General features: G+C 48.4%; 16 protein-coding genes and 3 pseudogenes. 8 read left to right on the forward strand and 11 right to left on the reverse strand.

Annotation, left to right across the window (positions count from 1 at the left end; genetic code table 11):
• The first annotated feature begins 339 nt into the window (after positions 1–339).
• The 5 genes and pseudogenes from NZD89_RS30145 to NZD89_RS20710 all read left to right on the forward strand — a co-directional run bounded on the left by NZD89_RS30145 (position 340) and on the right by NZD89_RS20710 (position 6286).
• Positions 340–1466 (forward strand): annotated as a pseudogene (locus NZD89_RS30145) (IS110 family RNA-guided transposase).
• Between the two features lie 266 nt (positions 1467–1732).
• Positions 1733–2877: pseudogene (locus NZD89_RS20695) on the forward strand (transposase); the annotation flags it as partial.
• Positions 2878–3165: 288 nt separating this feature from the next.
• Positions 3166–4494: a transposase gene (locus NZD89_RS20700; RefSeq protein ID WP_268003901.1), complete on the forward strand. Its 1329-nt coding sequence runs from the start codon at positions 3166–3168 to the stop codon at positions 4492–4494.
• A gap of 612 nt (positions 4495–5106) precedes the next feature.
• Positions 5107–5481 carry a Na-translocating system protein MpsC family protein gene (locus NZD89_RS20705; protein ID WP_268004596.1) on the forward strand — a complete coding sequence of 125 codons (375 nt, stop codon included), beginning with the start codon at positions 5107–5109 and terminating at the stop codon, positions 5479–5481.
• A 175-nt stretch (positions 5482–5656) separates the two neighbouring features.
• Entirely contained in the window at positions 5657–6286 is a 630-nt protein-coding gene (locus tag NZD89_RS20710; RefSeq protein ID WP_268004597.1) for a trimeric intracellular cation channel family protein, read from the forward strand.
• 115 nt (positions 6287–6401) lie between these two features.
• On the opposite strand, the gene NZD89_RS20715 is transcribed toward NZD89_RS20710, so the two are convergent.
• Complete coding sequence (locus NZD89_RS20715) at positions 6402–6608, reverse strand: cyclic pyranopterin monophosphate synthase MoaC (RefSeq protein WP_369125218.1); 207 nt, start codon at positions 6606–6608, stop codon at positions 6402–6404.
• A gap of 16 nt (positions 6609–6624) precedes the next feature.
• Positions 6625–6804, reverse strand: a pseudogene (locus NZD89_RS29830) (cyclic pyranopterin monophosphate synthase MoaC); the annotation flags it as partial.
• Between the two features lie 24 nt (positions 6805–6828).
• On the opposite strand from NZD89_RS29830, the gene NZD89_RS20720 reads away from it, so the two are divergent.
• Complete coding sequence (locus NZD89_RS20720; RefSeq protein ID WP_268004599.1) at positions 6829–7500, forward strand: molybdenum cofactor biosynthesis protein; 672 nt, start codon at positions 6829–6831, stop codon at positions 7498–7500.
• Between the two features lie 52 nt (positions 7501–7552).
• On the opposite strand, the gene NZD89_RS20725 is transcribed toward NZD89_RS20720, so the two are convergent.
• Both NZD89_RS20725 and NZD89_RS20730 read right to left on the reverse strand, forming a co-directional pair.
• On the reverse strand, positions 7553–7789 hold the full coding sequence (locus NZD89_RS20725; RefSeq protein ID WP_268004600.1) for a hypothetical protein: 237 nt from the start codon (positions 7787–7789) through the stop codon (positions 7553–7555).
• A complete protein-coding gene (locus NZD89_RS20730; RefSeq protein ID WP_268008564.1) occupies positions 7779–8468 on the reverse strand; it encodes an MBL fold metallo-hydrolase in 690 nt (229 codons plus the stop codon). Before NZD89_RS20730 ends, NZD89_RS20725 begins: the two co-directional genes overlap by 11 nt.
• A gap of 81 nt (positions 8469–8549) precedes the next feature.
• Between NZD89_RS20730 and NZD89_RS20735 the strand changes: the two genes are divergently transcribed.
• Positions 8550–8792: a DNA ligase-like domain-containing protein gene (locus NZD89_RS20735; RefSeq protein ID WP_268004601.1), complete on the forward strand. Its 243-nt coding sequence runs from the start codon at positions 8550–8552 to the stop codon at positions 8790–8792.
• A 328-nt stretch (positions 8793–9120) separates the two neighbouring features.
• On the opposite strand, the gene NZD89_RS20740 is transcribed toward NZD89_RS20735, so the two are convergent.
• Complete coding sequence (locus NZD89_RS20740) at positions 9121–9510, reverse strand: hypothetical protein (protein ID WP_268004602.1); 390 nt, start codon at positions 9508–9510, stop codon at positions 9121–9123.
• Positions 9511–9824: 314 nt separating this feature from the next.
• Between NZD89_RS20740 and NZD89_RS20745 the strand changes: the two genes are divergently transcribed.
• Positions 9825–10103, forward strand: a complete 279-nt coding sequence (locus NZD89_RS20745) for a hypothetical protein (RefSeq protein ID WP_268004603.1) — start codon at positions 9825–9827, stop codon at positions 10101–10103.
• A 78-nt stretch (positions 10104–10181) separates the two neighbouring features.
• Here NZD89_RS20745 and NZD89_RS20750 read toward each other — a convergent pair whose 3' ends face one another.
• From NZD89_RS20750 to NZD89_RS20775, 6 genes are all read right to left on the reverse strand, one after another.
• Complete coding sequence (locus NZD89_RS20750) at positions 10182–10466, reverse strand: DUF427 domain-containing protein (protein ID WP_268004604.1); 285 nt, start codon at positions 10464–10466, stop codon at positions 10182–10184.
• A gap of 797 nt (positions 10467–11263) precedes the next feature.
• A complete protein-coding gene (locus NZD89_RS20755) occupies positions 11264–11899 on the reverse strand; it encodes a hypothetical protein (RefSeq protein WP_268004605.1) in 636 nt (211 codons plus the stop codon).
• A 381-nt stretch (positions 11900–12280) separates the two neighbouring features.
• Positions 12281–12421 carry a hypothetical protein gene (locus tag NZD89_RS20760; protein WP_268004606.1) on the reverse strand — a complete coding sequence of 47 codons (141 nt, stop codon included), beginning with the start codon at positions 12419–12421 and terminating at the stop codon, positions 12281–12283.
• Positions 12422–12793: 372 nt separating this feature from the next.
• Positions 12794–13270 carry a hypothetical protein gene (locus NZD89_RS20765; RefSeq protein ID WP_268004607.1) on the reverse strand — a complete coding sequence of 159 codons (477 nt, stop codon included), beginning with the start codon at positions 13268–13270 and terminating at the stop codon, positions 12794–12796.
• Between the two features lie 39 nt (positions 13271–13309).
• Positions 13310–14671: an IS4 family transposase gene (locus tag NZD89_RS20770; RefSeq protein ID WP_268004608.1), complete on the reverse strand. Its 1362-nt coding sequence runs from the start codon at positions 14669–14671 to the stop codon at positions 13310–13312.
• Between the two features lie 569 nt (positions 14672–15240).
• Entirely contained in the window at positions 15241–15477 is a 237-nt protein-coding gene (locus tag NZD89_RS20775; protein ID WP_268004609.1) for a hypothetical protein, read from the reverse strand.
• Positions 15478–15532: the final 55 nt, after the last annotated feature.

A 15532-nucleotide genomic window follows, 5' to 3' on the forward strand; every position in this document is an offset into this window, starting at 1 on the left:
ATAAAGAAAACACAAATTCCGTAGAATAAGTGTACCGTGATCGAATTCTTATTTAAGCAATCGTTTTGCAGAATTATAAACCCGTGTAGGGCAAGGGATTTCAGAACACAAAAAAGGACTTCACCCCAACTTCGAGAAGATTTCAAGCGACGAAACCAAAAACTTTCGAGGAGGGAAGTCAGTTGTATCTTCTCCAAAAGTCCCTATTCTCCCTTGAAGAATGGCTAGAAATCGAACCTTGTGAGTCATAATGAACGACACCGGCCCCATTTCGTAGGTCTTGGATTACACTGAATCTTGAGAAACCAGTGCAGAGCCACATACGAAAGGAGCCTTACTATGAAGACTATCACAAAGTTTGTAGGTTTGGATGTATCTAAGGAAAATATCGCAGTTGCGGTAGCAGACGAAGGCCGTGGAGAACCGAGATATATCGGAATGTTCCCTCATACGGTGGAAGCTGTAAGGAGTCTAGTACATAGACTGTCTGCAGATGGTGTAGAACTGGAGTTTTGCTACGAAGCTGGGCCGACAGGCTATGGACTGTATCGACTACTGCGCGCAATGGACATGCCGTGTACCGTTGTCGCACCATCCCTCATTCCAGTTCGCCAAGGAGACCGAGTGAAGACAGACAAGCGAGATGCGTTGAGATTGGCACAGTTGTTCCGTGCTGGTGAATTGGTTGCAGTCTTTGTCCCGAATGAGAAAAACGAGTCATTACGGGATTTAGTGCGGGCACGGGAAGATGCGGTGGAAGACCGTACACGGGCAAGGCATCGGCTATCCAAGTTCCTACTCAGACACAATCGGCGTCCTGAAACTAAGCTTAGTGCTTGGGGGCTATGTATCGTCGGTGGCTGGACGGCCTCAAATGGACGGATCGTCGAGAAGAAGTGGTGTACCAGGAGTATTTGCATCATTTAGACGAAATTGAGGGACGTCTCAAACGTCTTGAGGCAGCTATACATTTGGAAGCAACGGAAAGCGAGAGAGCTCCAGTGATTCAGGCTTTGCAAACACTGAAGGGTGTTGCAGAGGTCATCGCAACCTCTTTGGTCGCTGAGGTTGGGGAGTTTCGTCGTTTCCGGAATCCAAAGCAGTTAATGGCATATGCCGGACTGGTACCATCCGAGTATTCGAGCGGGGTATCTCGAAAGCAGGGTAGAATCACGAAGTCTGGGAATGCCCATCTCAGACGAGTTCTCGGTGAAGCTGCATGGTGTTACCGATACAAACCGGCCATTAAAGGAAAGATTCGAAAACGGCAAGAAGGGCAGAGTCCCAAGGTACAGGACATTGCTTGGCGAGCACAGGACAGGCTTCATCGAAAGTATGTGAAGATGATATTACGAGGTAAGCATCACAATGTAGCCGTCACTTCAGTGGCAAGAGAATTGCTGGGATTTATATGGGCCATTGCTTGTGAGGTAGAGCGGCAGATGGAGACATCGACTGCAGTATAAGTTTTGGAAAAGAACTGTAGTAAAGAATAATTGTAATTAGGGTTGAAGGTCGGGACTGAAGGCACAGGAATCCGGTACGGGGAAACCTCGTCCCCCGATTGTGCAAGGTCCAGAACCTGACGCACGAAGCTAGTCCGAGGCAGCCCCATGACGGAGGTACGAAATGTGGTAACCAACCCACGGATATCAGTGTGCCAACCGTCGACGAACCTTGCCTTCGGTCCGGGCTTTCAACCCCATCACGACACGGGGCTTGACGGTGTCGTTCATATCAGCGTTTGGAATGCTTCTCTTCCGCGCCAAATTCAGCTTGGTATGCCGCCAAGTTGAAGAACTCATCACCCCGAGGCGCAAAACCAATCGACCGTGAAGCCATTCTCAGAGCGTTACTAGCTGCACCGTTAGAAGGCATCTCGACGTTCACTAGGCTTCATGAGCGGCTAGAGCGAGATATCCGCTTCCGGTACCAATGCGGATTTCGTCTGGACAAGCCAGGTCCATCCGTTTCAACACTTAGCCGGGTCTTCCAGGCTATTGTAGACAAACATCTCGCTGAGGCTCTCTTCATTGACCTGGTCAGTCAATGCAAAGACGCTGGCATCATCGACGGAACACACCTTGCTATCGACAGCACGGCGATTGGTGCCTACGAGAGAAGGCAACCCAAGTCAAGAAGTCAGGAAACTGGGAATGCCAATTAGGGCGCGAAATACGACTCGTTTGGTAACAACCTCTCTTGGTTCGGGTACAAGGTGCATCTCGCAGTCGATACCGCAAGCGAACTGCCCGTCGCCTTGGAAGTCACACCAGCTCATGTGTATGACGGGGAGACGGCTATCCCATTGATGCAAGTGGTCCACGAGTATGATTGGCGGTTCAAGTTCGTCATGATAGATGCTGGGTATGACCAGATGAAGAACTATGAAGCGGCTCGAGGACATGGTGCGCCGGCAATCATTGCGATGAATAAGAAAGGTGAAAAAGAACCCCCTGTAGGCGTGAGTTCTGACGGTACACCTCGTTGTTCCATGGGCTTTGATATGGCATACTGGGGTACCGACGGTGAACGACTGAAATTTCGATGCCCACACGCTGCGGGCAAGGTTGATTGCCCGCTTGGCACTGCGGCTTGTTCAGATTCCAATCATGGAATGGTAGTGAAAAAGAACATTGGCGACGATGTTCGCCGCTATTCAAGCCCTCACCGAAATACACGGGGGTGGCGAATGCTATACAACGAACGAACAGCAGTGGAGCGATGTAACGCCCGCATGAAGAAAAACTTGACAGTAAACGATGTACACGTTCGAGGTGTACAAAAGTGACGACCCATGTCTATCTGAATGCGATTGTCCTGCTTGCATCGGCACTAGCCATGATCAAACCGAACCGTTCAGCAAAAACGGCATAAGTTCAGGCGACAATTAGGAATCTAAAGTGTGAATCAGACGACACCGCTATAACAAAAATTGTAATCCGCGCTCTTGGGTAGTCTTCATCCTTTTTTCGTTTCAAACAAAATCTCATTCTGCAAAACCCTCATTTATTATGACGCACCCTATTCCCCGATTTTATTCGATCTGCAAAGTATAAGAGCGTGTCCGAAAAGCCCGCAATTTTGAGTAAATAGCAAAACGCACCGATCCGCAAAACTGGTAAAATTGAAGGTATCCAGCCGTCAAATTTTCCAGTTCTGGAGGTGCGTTTTTCCATAGATTTGCAGTTAGACCTGCTTCCATACGCCTATTATAACACGCTTGGCTTCGACCCCGAACTCGTTGATTACGTAGATCACATTGACGACTCATTCCTGGACCTGCTCGTCGGACCCCTGTACGACAAGAGAGGACGCAGACCCGCATCTCCAATCGCCTATTTCCGGATGCACTATCTGTATTTCACTAGGCCGGAGATTACCTCATTCCGTCAATTGTGCAAACAGTTGCGAGACCCAAAGAACCAGGCGTGGCGCAGCTTCATCGGTGTACCCAATCCAGCAAAGGTTCCGTCACACCAGAGCCTGAGTGACTTCCGTAACAAAGTAGGGCCGGACGTATTCGAACAAATTCGTGACGAGTTTATACGTCAATCCATTCACATGGAGGGATTCATCCAGGACACCCTCGCCGCTATTGACTCTCGTCCGATTTACGCCAATGTCAACGGATACAAGAAAAAACGCTGCGATTGTGAGGTTAAGTCAGTTTGCACATGTGAAAAAACGTTTTCTGACCCGGACGCCACCTATGGGGCACAGCGCAGCAAGGTGAACCAGAACCGTTTCTTCGTTGGTTACCGGAAGCACTCGATTGCAGTAAGAACATCTCAAGGACCTGTGGCCTTGTTGTCTATCCTTAAGCCTGCGAATGTGGGCGACATTCGAGTGATGCTTCCACTGATAGAGAAACTCCGGCAGATTAACGAAATGCGCACTCAGTATCTCGTTGCCGACATGGGTTACATAGATGCGGATGACCAGAAGGAGGCATACCACAAACACAGTATGGCTGTGGTTACAGGGTTTCGCAGTGGTATGGTGATGCCAGAGGAATGTAATGAACATGGGCAACCTGAGTGCGAACAAGGCGAACGACTGATTTGGGATGGCTTTGACTGGAAAACGGCCACTTCCTGGTTTCGTGGGGACTCAGAGAAATGCCAGTCATGCCCGCTATCCGGGGTATGCAGCAGGCAATTCGAATTTTCCTTTGACGACAAACCGATTGCATACGGCCCGGTGCCACAAGGCACCATGCTGCATGCCCAGATGCTTGATTTCAGAAGGCAGATTGAGCTGTCCTTTGCGCAAGAGTCCAATGAGTTGACAACAGTTATGAAACACAAGAAGGTGCCTGTACGAACAAACAAACGAGTACAGTCCTTCTTCACCATGCAGGATATATTCCAGCTCATGCAGGCGAGGATAGGTCACATTCGAGAGACCATGCTGCCTGATGACCACATAGAGCGAATTACACAAATGTATACAGTCCAGGCCGAGCAATTGAAACTCGATATCGCTGCATAGGCAAGCAGAACCTGGAAAATAAACAAAAGCCAATGTTACTGACAAGGGGTTCGTGCGCCCATTTTCAAGGGTGAGCAGGCAATGTGTTCCCATACGGAGGCATTCACCAAATTACCAAGTAAACTTATCCCATATCAGGAAGCCTGTATTCATGTATTTGGCTAGACATTTACTCGAATCGGATGCTTTTCGGACAACCTCTATAAGGGAATAGACGGAAAAATGTTGTTAGGTTCTTTGTCGTGCGCTCCTTGACAACTACATAATTGCCGCAGCTGGTTGGAGGAGGATCCAACGCATTCAGGCTGTGGCTGGCTACCTGTACCCGACCTGCCTGTGGGACAATGGGGTCAGCAAGTTTTTCTCGGGACATTTATCTTTTTATTGGATAGTTTAACTCACGTCTAACGCACTAGCGCGGATTAATACGGTGGAATTCGTAAGAAAGTGGGTACAATGTTAGAGTTGGTTATAGCACCATCTATGAGCCGTGTAATATGGTATATCTCGTCAGGGTTAGGTGCATCCCTTCTCACCGCTTCTTCAAATTATTGAAATCGGATTTCAGGATGACACCTGGCGGAGATTGAGGGTCTTACACTAGGAGGTAACATGAGCACATCAAAGAAAGCACACGCTTTTAGCAATTTGGTTCGAGAGGTACGTAAAAAATATATAGGAAAGGGGCCCGAGCAAATCACGACTAGGTTTTTTGGATCATGGGCTGTGTGTGAGCTAAAAGGGAACTTAACGAGTGTCGAGAAGTTTGCAATTCGTTCGGATGAAGGAAAACGTTTGGTACGTGACCTTCGTACAACGTTTATTAAAGAAATTTATCACGACCCCGGGCTGAGATTGGCTGTGGAAGAAATGGTAGGCGCTAAGCTCGTTACGCTCTTTTGTGACTTCGATTTAGAGCTAGACACTGCAATGACGGTGTATGTATTTGATAGTCCATTAGGACTAGACGATAGCAACTCGTTCTGATAGTCTTATTAACGTCAATGAACAAGCTGCGGATTGGTATGGAAGTACATGACGTGCTTTGAGCTACTCCACTAAAATCAGTTTCCACCCGGATTGCGGAAACTGATTTTAGTGGAATTTTTTCGTTTTCAGGGTGCACACAACGGTTGTTTTATGGTTGAGAGGGTGGAAAAGTATGACCGTGGGAAGTTTGACTTGGTTAATTTTGCACGGGATTGGCACCTGCGCGTACGCAGCAAGCGGTGCATTCGTTGCACTTCAAGCTCGCTATCGCCTTACTGGTGTATTCATCCTTGGGCTGACGACCTCGTTTGGTGGTGGAGTCATTAGAAACACCATTATTGGTGTACCCGTTATTAAACTTTGGGACAAGGACACGCTGCTCCTGGTAGTAGGAACATTGACTGTTCTGTATTTATGGTCTTCCAGATGGATCCACCAATGGAAAAGGTGGGGTTTATTCTTTGATTCTATTGGTCTAGCGTCGTTTTCACTTCAAGGTGCTTTATATGCTGGGCAATACACAGGAAACGTAGGGATGACTGTAATGGCTGCTCTGTTCACAGGCATCGGTGGTGGTGTCATCAGAGACCTCTTAGCTGGTCGGAAGCCCATCGCACTTTTGGAAGAGGTCCATGCTATTTTAACTGTTGTCGTGGGCCTAGCAATGTGGGTGGGGAGGGACCTAAAAAACCATAATGTTCTGTTATTAGGACTCTTCACATTTGTAGTCGTTGTTCGGATGTATGTAATCGGACGTAAAAGCCAAACGCTTGGTGAAAGGTACAATAAGTCGAGCCAATAAATGCTTACTATGTGGCCTTCTGGCGCTAATAATCATCGGCCACGCCTATACACCTTCCTCTTTATATGGCGCGGCGATTTCAGACCAACACATATGTATAATAAAATTGTCTATTCTAACTGAATGATCCAATTGGACAGACTGCGTATGAGGTCGTTTTGACCGTGGCAGTGATGGCAAGCAGACAGGTATCAGATGGGTCCGCCGCCCCTTCTTCTTCCCAAGTTCCCTTTACAGAGATCTTTGCTAATGGAAGCGGGTGGCACAGCGGGATAACCTCCGATGTTCGCTTGGCAGCCATGATGCCGGCAAGCTCGGACACTGCGAGCACATCCCCCTTTTTTTACGGCATGCTGTTGAATCAATTCGCGCGTAGTTTTGCGCATGCGAACGTACGCACGGGCAGTGGCTTCACGTGCTGTGTCCTGCTTTTCTGACACGTCTACCATGTGTGGAGCACCGGATTCATCAAAATGCGTGAATTGAGAATTTGGGGTCATAGATGTTGCTCCTTTCATCACCAATCGTAGGGGGAAAGAATTATGTACACCGTTCGCTTTTTTGCGGGACTTGCTGAACGAACAGGGACGAAGCACGTATCTCTGGACCTTCCAGAACCCACAACCGTGGGCTCCGTGCGGCAAGCTTTTCAAACGATGTTTCCGGATGCACAAAGCGAGATCACTACAGCGCTCGCAGCCGTAAATCAGGCATATGCCGACGATAATCAATCGGTCCAAACCACGGACGAAATCGCCTGGATACCCCCCGTGGGCGGTGGAGCGGTGGACGCTGTTCATTCCATACGCCTGACGGATACGGAACTCTCCGTAGAAGAAGCCTACAAGACGCTTGAAAATCCTGTGTACGGCGGCACCGTGTTGTTTATCGGCACCGTGCGAGAGTGGACAGGCACCAAGCAGACGTCTCATCTTTCTTACGAAACCTACGTCGAAATGGCCAAAGAGCAGATGCGGCGAATTGCCGAAGCCGTCGAAGCCGAGTACCCGGGTGTATCGACGCTGCAGTGGCACAGAACGGGCGCCCTCTACCCAACCGACATCGCCGTGATCTGTGCAGCGGCGTCTCCGCATCGGGGCGTTGCCTTTACCGCAGCCCGGACGCTTATTGAACGGTTGAAAAAAGAAGTGCCCATATGGAAAAAGGAATTTTATGCGGACGGCAATGTCACCTGGCAAGCGAATCCGGAGTGAGGGGAAGCATCCCCTTACTCCCTTACCACGGTTGAAACCACTCTCCAATCACCTAGCAAACCTTCCATGAACTGAATCCCTGTTCATCAATTTCCTCTTCCAACTCTCCGTCGGCTGACAGCCAGTCAAGATATCCGAGTGTTTCAGAGAAAATCAACTGGAGTTGATTCCAGTGTTGCGGAAAAAATGTCGTTGCAATCGAAAATGTCGTTTTCTCCGATGCAGAGAAGACCAGCTCTCTAAACTTTGCCTTACGCCTTTCTTGACCTAAAAGCCGTTTATCTATCACCTCCTGCCACGTCGGTAAATTCCTCCCCATGGCCAGGGTACACCACTTGCAAGTCGAGATTCTTGAGTTCCCTCAAGTTTCGACGGTACTGCAGAAGGCTCTTGGTGCGAGCGGCCTTGTCACCGGAAGGTGCCGTCATAGCCGGTTCAATAAGGGCGTTACTACTGATTTTCGGCAGCAACTGGTCTCCACCGATGAGAATACTTGCACTTTTGTCGTATAACGCCAACACATGTTGTGCATGCCCGGGTACGTGTAGGACTTGAAACTGTGGCATACATGGAAGTGCCTTCCCGTAAACAAGCTCGACGTCAACCACAGCAGGCTCCGCAAGGGCGTGAAGCATAGCCATACCGGATAGCGTCTTGTCAACCAATTCTGACGGCATGCCTATCGATTTGTATAAACGATCGTTAAAAGCCGCTCGGTACTGATCCCAGATACCCCCTGGGTCTAGCCACGTGTCGACAAGTGGTGGTGCGAGAATGGGTACACCGTACTTTGCAATCGTGGCCGCTAAACCAACGTGATCGACATGACCATGCGTAAGTACCAAGCCGTCCAATTCACTTGAGGAGAGGCCGAGTTCCTTCAAGCCGTCAAATAGAGCCGATTCGGTGTCGGGATGCTTGGGGCCGTAATCGACGAGTACTTTGACGTGCCATCCGTGAGGACAAATGTACGCGAAAGCTCTTGACGGACACCCGACTTGGCATCCTACAAGTCATGTCAAGCCGACAACAAGGATGCAACGTTTGTCGTGTTCGATGTGCTGTATTCAGAGGGTAAGAGTCATGTAGCTAAAACGCTAATGGAGCGCAAAGAGAGACTGGCCGCAATTGTTAACCCCTCACCCGTTATTGCGCCAACCGTGTACGTTGACGGTCAGGGGATACGCCTAAAAAAATATACAGAAGAGCAAGGCTGGGAGGGTATTGCCACACAAAAACTCTCGGTACTCTTTTTCACAGTCGAGCGATTGGATGAAGATAAAGAGTTTTAGGCTAGCCGATGTGGTGGTCCTCGGTTTCGAAGAGAGCCTCAATTCGGCCTCATTGTCGGATCCCCAGTATCACATAGACCGCTAGCAACTGTGGAACTCGGCTTTAAGCCAGAGGAGAAAATCGCGTTCCTCCAGGTTGTAAAGGAAATCCACACACAGAAGCAAGGCGATACACAATGGATTGAGCCGCGGATTGCATGTAAGGTGCAATACCTTGAGCGAACTGAGAAGGGTTCGTTGCGTATCACAAGTTTTAAGGGCTTTGGTGGGGTAGCAATAATATTGCGATTGTCAACACGTTCTCGCAACCGTGCAGTTCCAAAGCAAATCAGTACACGAACGTTCTCTTAACTCGTTTGGAACGAAGCAAGTAGGCCGCGATGACCGGAATTTCAAGGAACCCAAAGACGGTTGGTGTCGTAGGCTTGTGATACATGATGTCTATATACAGCAACATAAAAGCGTAGATTTGATAGAACAACATCCAATTGACCCACGCTTTTTTCCGTTTTCGGAACATATTTAGAAGTACAATCGAAATCGGAAAAACGATCACAGCATCAATGAAATACACCAAGTGATCTAAACGATGCGTATGAAACTGGAACCCATCACTGAGGATTATCAGCCCATAAACGAGTGGTGCCATCCATGAGGTAATTGCAAACAAAATGAGCCATCCTCGAATCGGTTCGTATTGCGGTTTTTCTTTCCGCATATTTACTACCACTACCCTATGTCATGCGTTATGCAGTTGCTGTATGAATTTGTTTTTCATGCGCATTGAAAATTTCATGAAAACACCGAAAAGTACTTGACTTTTGCGAAACACCCACAGAATCGCCGAGAAGGCATCTAACTGCCTATCTCTCAGCGATGTGGGTGAGAATTATGACTGTTTTATGTAAACCGGAATTTAAGGAGCTCTCTAATTTTAGTAATGTCGGTGGTGCCCCTGTTCTGCGTGCACTGTGGGATCGGTTTGACTTTTCTCTTCTTTTGTCTCAATGAGGTATCTTCAAGGTTCGTGGCGTGGCCACATGGATTCTCGCCTTTGTCTATGTCGTTGGACTCATTCATCGCTGTCAATCCGTCAATTCGCTCGCTTCATTCTTCAACAAAGACAGCTTGCTGCAGCGTATGACAGGCATCCAAAAAGTTAGCCAATCAGCCTTGAGCCACGGATGCAACGGTCAAATCACATTCGCGGCAGACCCAGTCCGGTATAGTGAACGGGCCTTGTCGGCCCGTGATGCGGTATACCACAATTTTCAAACTATCACCTCCAATGGGCATCAGAGTCTGCATTGAGGCTCAGGCCCTAACGCGGCGCCGAACTAGGGCCGCTCCCACCGACTAGGCTGAGCATCTTCAGGCATCCCCTCGGCTCTAGTCCGCGGTTACCTGTACGCCGCGCCAGAAAGCAACACGCCCCCGGATGGTTTGGGCCGCCTCTGTAGGATCGGGATAGTACCAGACTGCATCGCGATTCCGCCGTCCGCTGACAACTAAATCATAATAGTTTGCCGTGCCCTTCCAGGGGCACACGCTATGTGTCTCGCTGGGCAACAAATAGTCTTGGTTAACCGATTCCAGCGGAAAATAGTGGTTCCCTTCCACCACCACCGTATTGCTGCTATCGGCTATGACTGCACCGTTCCAAATCGCTTTCATTGCATCCCATCTCTCCGTTGCAACCGTGGTTTGAGTTCGTTGTTAACCGCAGGCGTGCTTTGGCTTTATCGTGATGCCGCCGTCTAAAGCGTAAACCCTTCCCTATTCCTAATCTGTAACGCAGTTCACAAAGCGGCGATCGTTTGACTAGTCGTGCCGGCACGCCTCGAGTTCGTTGCAGCACTTGACGATGACACACCCAAACGCATAACTAAAGTTACGGGTTTCAGACACCGAAGGACTGTTCGAGTTTACAAGGGAGGTACCAGAATGGCATCTCTTTATCCTTTTCCGACAGCGCTATGGACTGCCGTGACTCGAACATTTGGCGGAGGCCCACCGCGAGTGGAAAACATTTCTTGAACGGCATTGCCAAGTGGTTATCACCACGTTGTTGCCAAACGATCAACCGAAAAGCTTTCTCCAGGAGCAGGATCTGCCGTATCCCGTCCTAGGGGATCCATTCCGATCGGTGTATCGAGAGTCTTGAAGTTCAATTGGAAGGTGAGGAGGCGAGGAGCTGCGCTCCAGAGTCCGCAACCGGGTGAGGACATGTTGCAACTGGGGCGGAGACTTTTTGGTCGACAATCACGGCCGAATACGGCAGGCATATTACAGTGAGATGCCCGGCGACAGGCCAAAGTGGTCAAGGCCGGGTTCGTCGGAACCAGGTGAATCCACCATGGCGTTTTGTGACCCGTAAGCAATTTATACTTAGGGTACAGAAAACGTTCTCACAGCAATATGGCTGACCCAGCCATCGTAATCGACCAAGATGAGTTTGGCCACGTATTGCTTCACCAGATCGAGGGGAGGAGGTTCAGCGGGGCCCACGGAGTACGATGCGTCTTGGTCTTGGGGTAGCACCAGAAGGTCTCCCGCGTGTATATAGCAACGTGTGTATTCTTACCAGTCTCATCTTCGACGGCGAGAAAGTAAATCATCGGGTCATGCGTTTCGGCACGCGGCCACGCGAAGAGGACGTTTCGAGGCGTCGTCGCTTCTATTTCGAGAAGTGTGGAATCGTAGATGGTAGCCGGCTTCACTGTAATTGCCGGTGAGGACAGGCGTCTTCCATTTGCAGTCACGCCCACCATTTTGTAGCGCATTCCATTTTGGGCGCGCGGCAATGAAAGGCGCGACACAACGGATCCCGAGAAGTTTTCCATAGTGTTGGATGTCTCGTGGACCCACTGCCTTCCCTCGCGTAACAGCACCTCGTGATTCCGATGACCCGTTTTCGGAGTGTATATGATTGCGACGCTGTTGTCCTCATTGCGCAATCCGCAGGCGATAATCTCATTGTTACCGTATACTCGAACGATAGGGCGCGCGATAAAACCAGCGTACCGGGTCATCCAGCGCATGTTCCACACCATAACGCGCATGAAGAAATGGTGCCTGCCGTCGTTCGTCATTTCTAAGGTATCCATGCTGTAATCTCTCCCCAACGTGGCGCGGAATTACGACGTTCTCTCAAAATACTAGCCGAAGCGGTGTTCCGTCTTAGTGTCGAATTCTTCTCCAAAACTCATTCCTGAGCAAACAAGAACCTCATGCGGCGGTAAACGAAAATCTCCGATGTCAAGCGGTTGCCGTGCCCGATAAGACTACATCGGACAGGACCTCAGCGGCAAGGAGTCGGCTAACATATTTCACCGTCACCTTCAAAGGCAAACGCCGACCAGTGTTAATCGACTCCGGTCGGCGTTTGCCGTGGATTGCCGTTGACTTGCTGCAGTGTTTCGGTTGATCGTCGATTTACTCTACGACGAATTCGTTTAGTTTAGCTTGCGACGGATCTCATCCGCTTCTTACTCTGACAGACGCGTCAGATCTATGACATCGGACAGCGAAGCACCTTTTCGGAACATTTTTTCTGCAATTTCAATGGCTTTATCATGCTTCCCTTCTCGTCTAGCCTCTTGTTCAATTTCGCGAACCACATCGGTCATTTTTATCGTCTCATTTAGACGTTGTTCCTACTTCTCGTCAACATTCTACCAGTTTTGCCGTGCCAAATTCCCACTCGCACCTTCTAACGAGCAACGCCGATCAGGGACAAGTGACTCTGGTCGGCGTTCAATTGCGCTTCACTAGTGCTGTTGTTTGAAAAGCACCAATCATTTACATGGGTACAATCGGTACAAACTGATTTAGTTAGTACTACAGCGAAAGTTTTTAACTAAGTGTAGGTCTGCTAAGCAAAAAGCTTCAAGCATAAGCACACCAAAGCTGCAAACTTATGCTTAAAGTCTTAAGTCATACCTGCATCCTAGCTGCCTCGGAATGTGGGTGGCAGACGTCTAAAAAGTTTGTATATACTGCTACATGAGGTTTTGCTTATCATTGTTCCTCTGCCATGTGGGTACCGACGATAGATTTTCTGGAACGTGGTCAAACAGCTGAGCAGTCAACATAAACGCAACTTTGCCGTCCTCCTCGGAAGATCTCGCTCCAACGAATTTTACGCTTGGAGAGAATCCCATTGTAAGGCTCCATTTAAAGACCTCTTTAAGAAACGTACTCTCCCCGCCTAGAACATGTTCAAAATTCAACTCAGGAATACATAAAACAAGATCATCTTGCACAATCTTAAGTTCCAACCTCGAGTTATCAAAATTACAATACACCAAAGATTTAAAATCCTCGTATGACACTTGCCAATCAAATGGGATTCCATTTCGAACAAAATCCCAGGCCTCAGCTTCAACCATCAATTCGATAATTTCTGAATGACGGTAGATCAACTCGGAAAACTTATTGGCTGCCTGCAAAGCCATCTCTTCACTGTATTTCTTCATAATTGTACCTCCGATAGTGAAATTGAAATTTACTTTAACTCAACTTTCGCAGGCCAAAACAGGGAGATATGCCTTGATATAGCTGGGTAAACCGTCGATCCACCGCTGTAGTTGACTGCGAATCAGTTTCGAGAGTCGTTTGCCTGCCTTCTTGGAAACATCATTTACAAGTTCAACCAATTGGCTCAATGCGATGGCCCAGTCCAGTTCGCTCACTTCGTCGCAGAGCATTAGAAATAGATTCCCCAATGTACGGTTGTCCGTGCTCTGGCGGTGCTGCCAAGCTAACAGAATATACCGTGAAAAGACAATCGTCGTGTGGCTGATGAGCATGTCATAGGAACGTCCTTGAAACTCTTTCTGCAGACGCAGTAATGATTTTGTGCATTTGAAGAACACTTCAATGTCCCATCGAATGCCGTAAATCTGTACGATTTTCTCGACCGTCAGCGTCGTATCTGTAGACAGGATAGCCAGCCATTCCTTCTTGTTGGTTCGGTGACGAACGAACACCATTTTGATCGGGATGCCTGGGCGCAGTTGAGTATGTATGGACCTTAAGATTCCTTTCTTCGTACTTTGAACGGGCGTAGCAGCGTAGTACAGCTCTTGCAAGGACAGGCACCGTCCGTCGAGTAAATATCGTTTGTTGTCCGCCTTGACCATTCCGATGACGTCCAGTCCCCTATCCAGCACGGCTTGAATCAACGGAGCGTGCGTGAACCAACTGTCCATCAATACGTACGAGGCATTCATTCCAGCAGACAGAGCACGGTCAATCATGGCAGGGATGATATCTGGGGCCGGGAGAAGTGATTCCATTCTGCGTTTGTATCCGTGAGTGCGTTTATCAATCGATTGACCCAAGCCTTGAATCTGCGACTTGACGGAACTGAGGAGAGAAAAGTCCACTGGGACGAATGTATGACCGTCAGACCAGCCTAACGTCAACATACGAAATCCCTTGTAGTAGCAATTCCGTGCATGGTCTTTGAATCGAGCCAAGAGTTCCACGCACTTACTCCTGTTCCGCTCATACATGGAGTCATCGACAACGAATACGCTGACACGCTTGTCAGATGTTAACGAACTGGTTTTGTTCACGGCCTCCACACTGAGCAATAGGAGAAAGCGTCGCCATGCAAATCCGGCATGATTGAGAAAACGGTACACAGCATCCTTGCCAGGATATGATTCTGACTTTGCGCTATCAAGAAATTGAAACCAGTTTCGATGATGGAAGATGAGCACAAACACAAGCTGGAATAGGTAGGAACACGCAACCCCAAACCTCTTGGTGATGCCAGCATTACGCAGATGCTTAAGGACCTTTAGTTCTTGAAAGGCAGGACGAATTTCGACAGGCAATTGATTGTTGTTTTCCGTCTCATAACCTATCATATAGGAGAGCACCTCTTCCGGTATGGTAGTGTTTGGTCGCATTTACTATACCAAAGGAAGTGGTGCTTTTGATTTGTCAACGCTAATATTCTAATCCGTTCAAGTCTTTACGCCACAAGGGCTAGCTACACATTTCACTCTGCGAAAGTTGAGACTTTAACTTTTTCAAGGTCCAGTTAATTTCTTGTCTCTTATCTAGCATATGCACTGGTCGTAATAGCATCAAGGATGCTGGGGAACAGTAAAAATGAAAAACGTCAAGTAGATCCATTAAAAAACTTTTGGTTAGGTTGAGTTTTCTTCTTTGGACTGACATTAACGGATATTTTATTGGAAGGTGTGGAGTGTGGGGGCAAATGTTGCGAAGGCACGTTTCTAAAGAATCAATGTATAACATGTTGTGATACGATTAACTGAGCGGTAGAATTCTTGAACGAATCCTACCGCTCAGGTTCGAGACGTGGAACTGCCCTACGCCAAATTCTTGAAGTAACTCTGTAAACTGCTATAAGCCAAATGCATAATGCATCCCGTCAAAAAAGCCCCATGCATAACCACGGCAATGTAATTCACGCACTAATTGTTGTGCGCCCCCCCTCTAACCACTGCCTAGTCCGCTCAGCCTCTTCTTTTGGCAACATTTCAAGATAGAGGTCCAGTTCCTGAAGCACAGTTTGAATGGCGTGTTCTATGTCGCTATTCAATGTCTCCGATGTACTCCGTTCCCGATGAGCATATTCGCGATTTGCGATCTTTCGCATGATCGGATCAAGACCAGTGTATTGTTTCAGTTCACCGGCTGACAAAGGCCATTCCTCCATATCTATTAGTTAGTATTTGATATCTATTAATAGATATACT

This window comes from Alicyclobacillus fastidiosus (assembly GCF_026651875.1).
GTDB lineage: Bacteria > Bacillota > Bacilli > Alicyclobacillales > Alicyclobacillaceae > Alicyclobacillus > Alicyclobacillus fastidiosus.

Coding starts and splice junctions, on each gene's coding strand:
- NZD89_RS20705 (WP_268004596.1), top strand. CDS start 5,107: ATGAGCACATCAAAGAAAGCACACGCTTTTAGCAATTTGGTTCGAGAG.
- NZD89_RS20760 (WP_268004606.1), bottom strand. CDS start 12,421: ATGACCGATGTGGTTCGCGAAATTGAACAAGAGGCTAGACGAGAAGGG.
- NZD89_RS20750 (WP_268004604.1), bottom strand. CDS start 10,466: ATGAAAGCGATTTGGAACGGTGCAGTCATAGCCGATAGCAGCAATACG.
- NZD89_RS20740 (WP_268004602.1), bottom strand. CDS start 9,510: ATGCGGAAAGAAAAACCGCAATACGAACCGATTCGAGGATGGCTCATT.
- NZD89_RS20770 (WP_268004608.1), bottom strand. CDS start 14,671: ATGATAGGTTATGAGACGGAAAACAACAATCAATTGCCTGTCGAAATT.
- NZD89_RS20755 (WP_268004605.1), bottom strand. CDS start 11,899: ATGGATACCTTAGAAATGACGAACGACGGCAGGCACCATTTCTTCATG.
- NZD89_RS20720 (WP_268004599.1), top strand. CDS start 6,829: ATGTACACCGTTCGCTTTTTTGCGGGACTTGCTGAACGAACAGGGACG.
- NZD89_RS20710 (WP_268004597.1), top strand. CDS start 5,657: ATGACCGTGGGAAGTTTGACTTGGTTAATTTTGCACGGGATTGGCACC.
- NZD89_RS20765 (WP_268004607.1), bottom strand. CDS start 13,270: ATGAAGAAATACAGTGAAGAGATGGCTTTGCAGGCAGCCAATAAGTTT.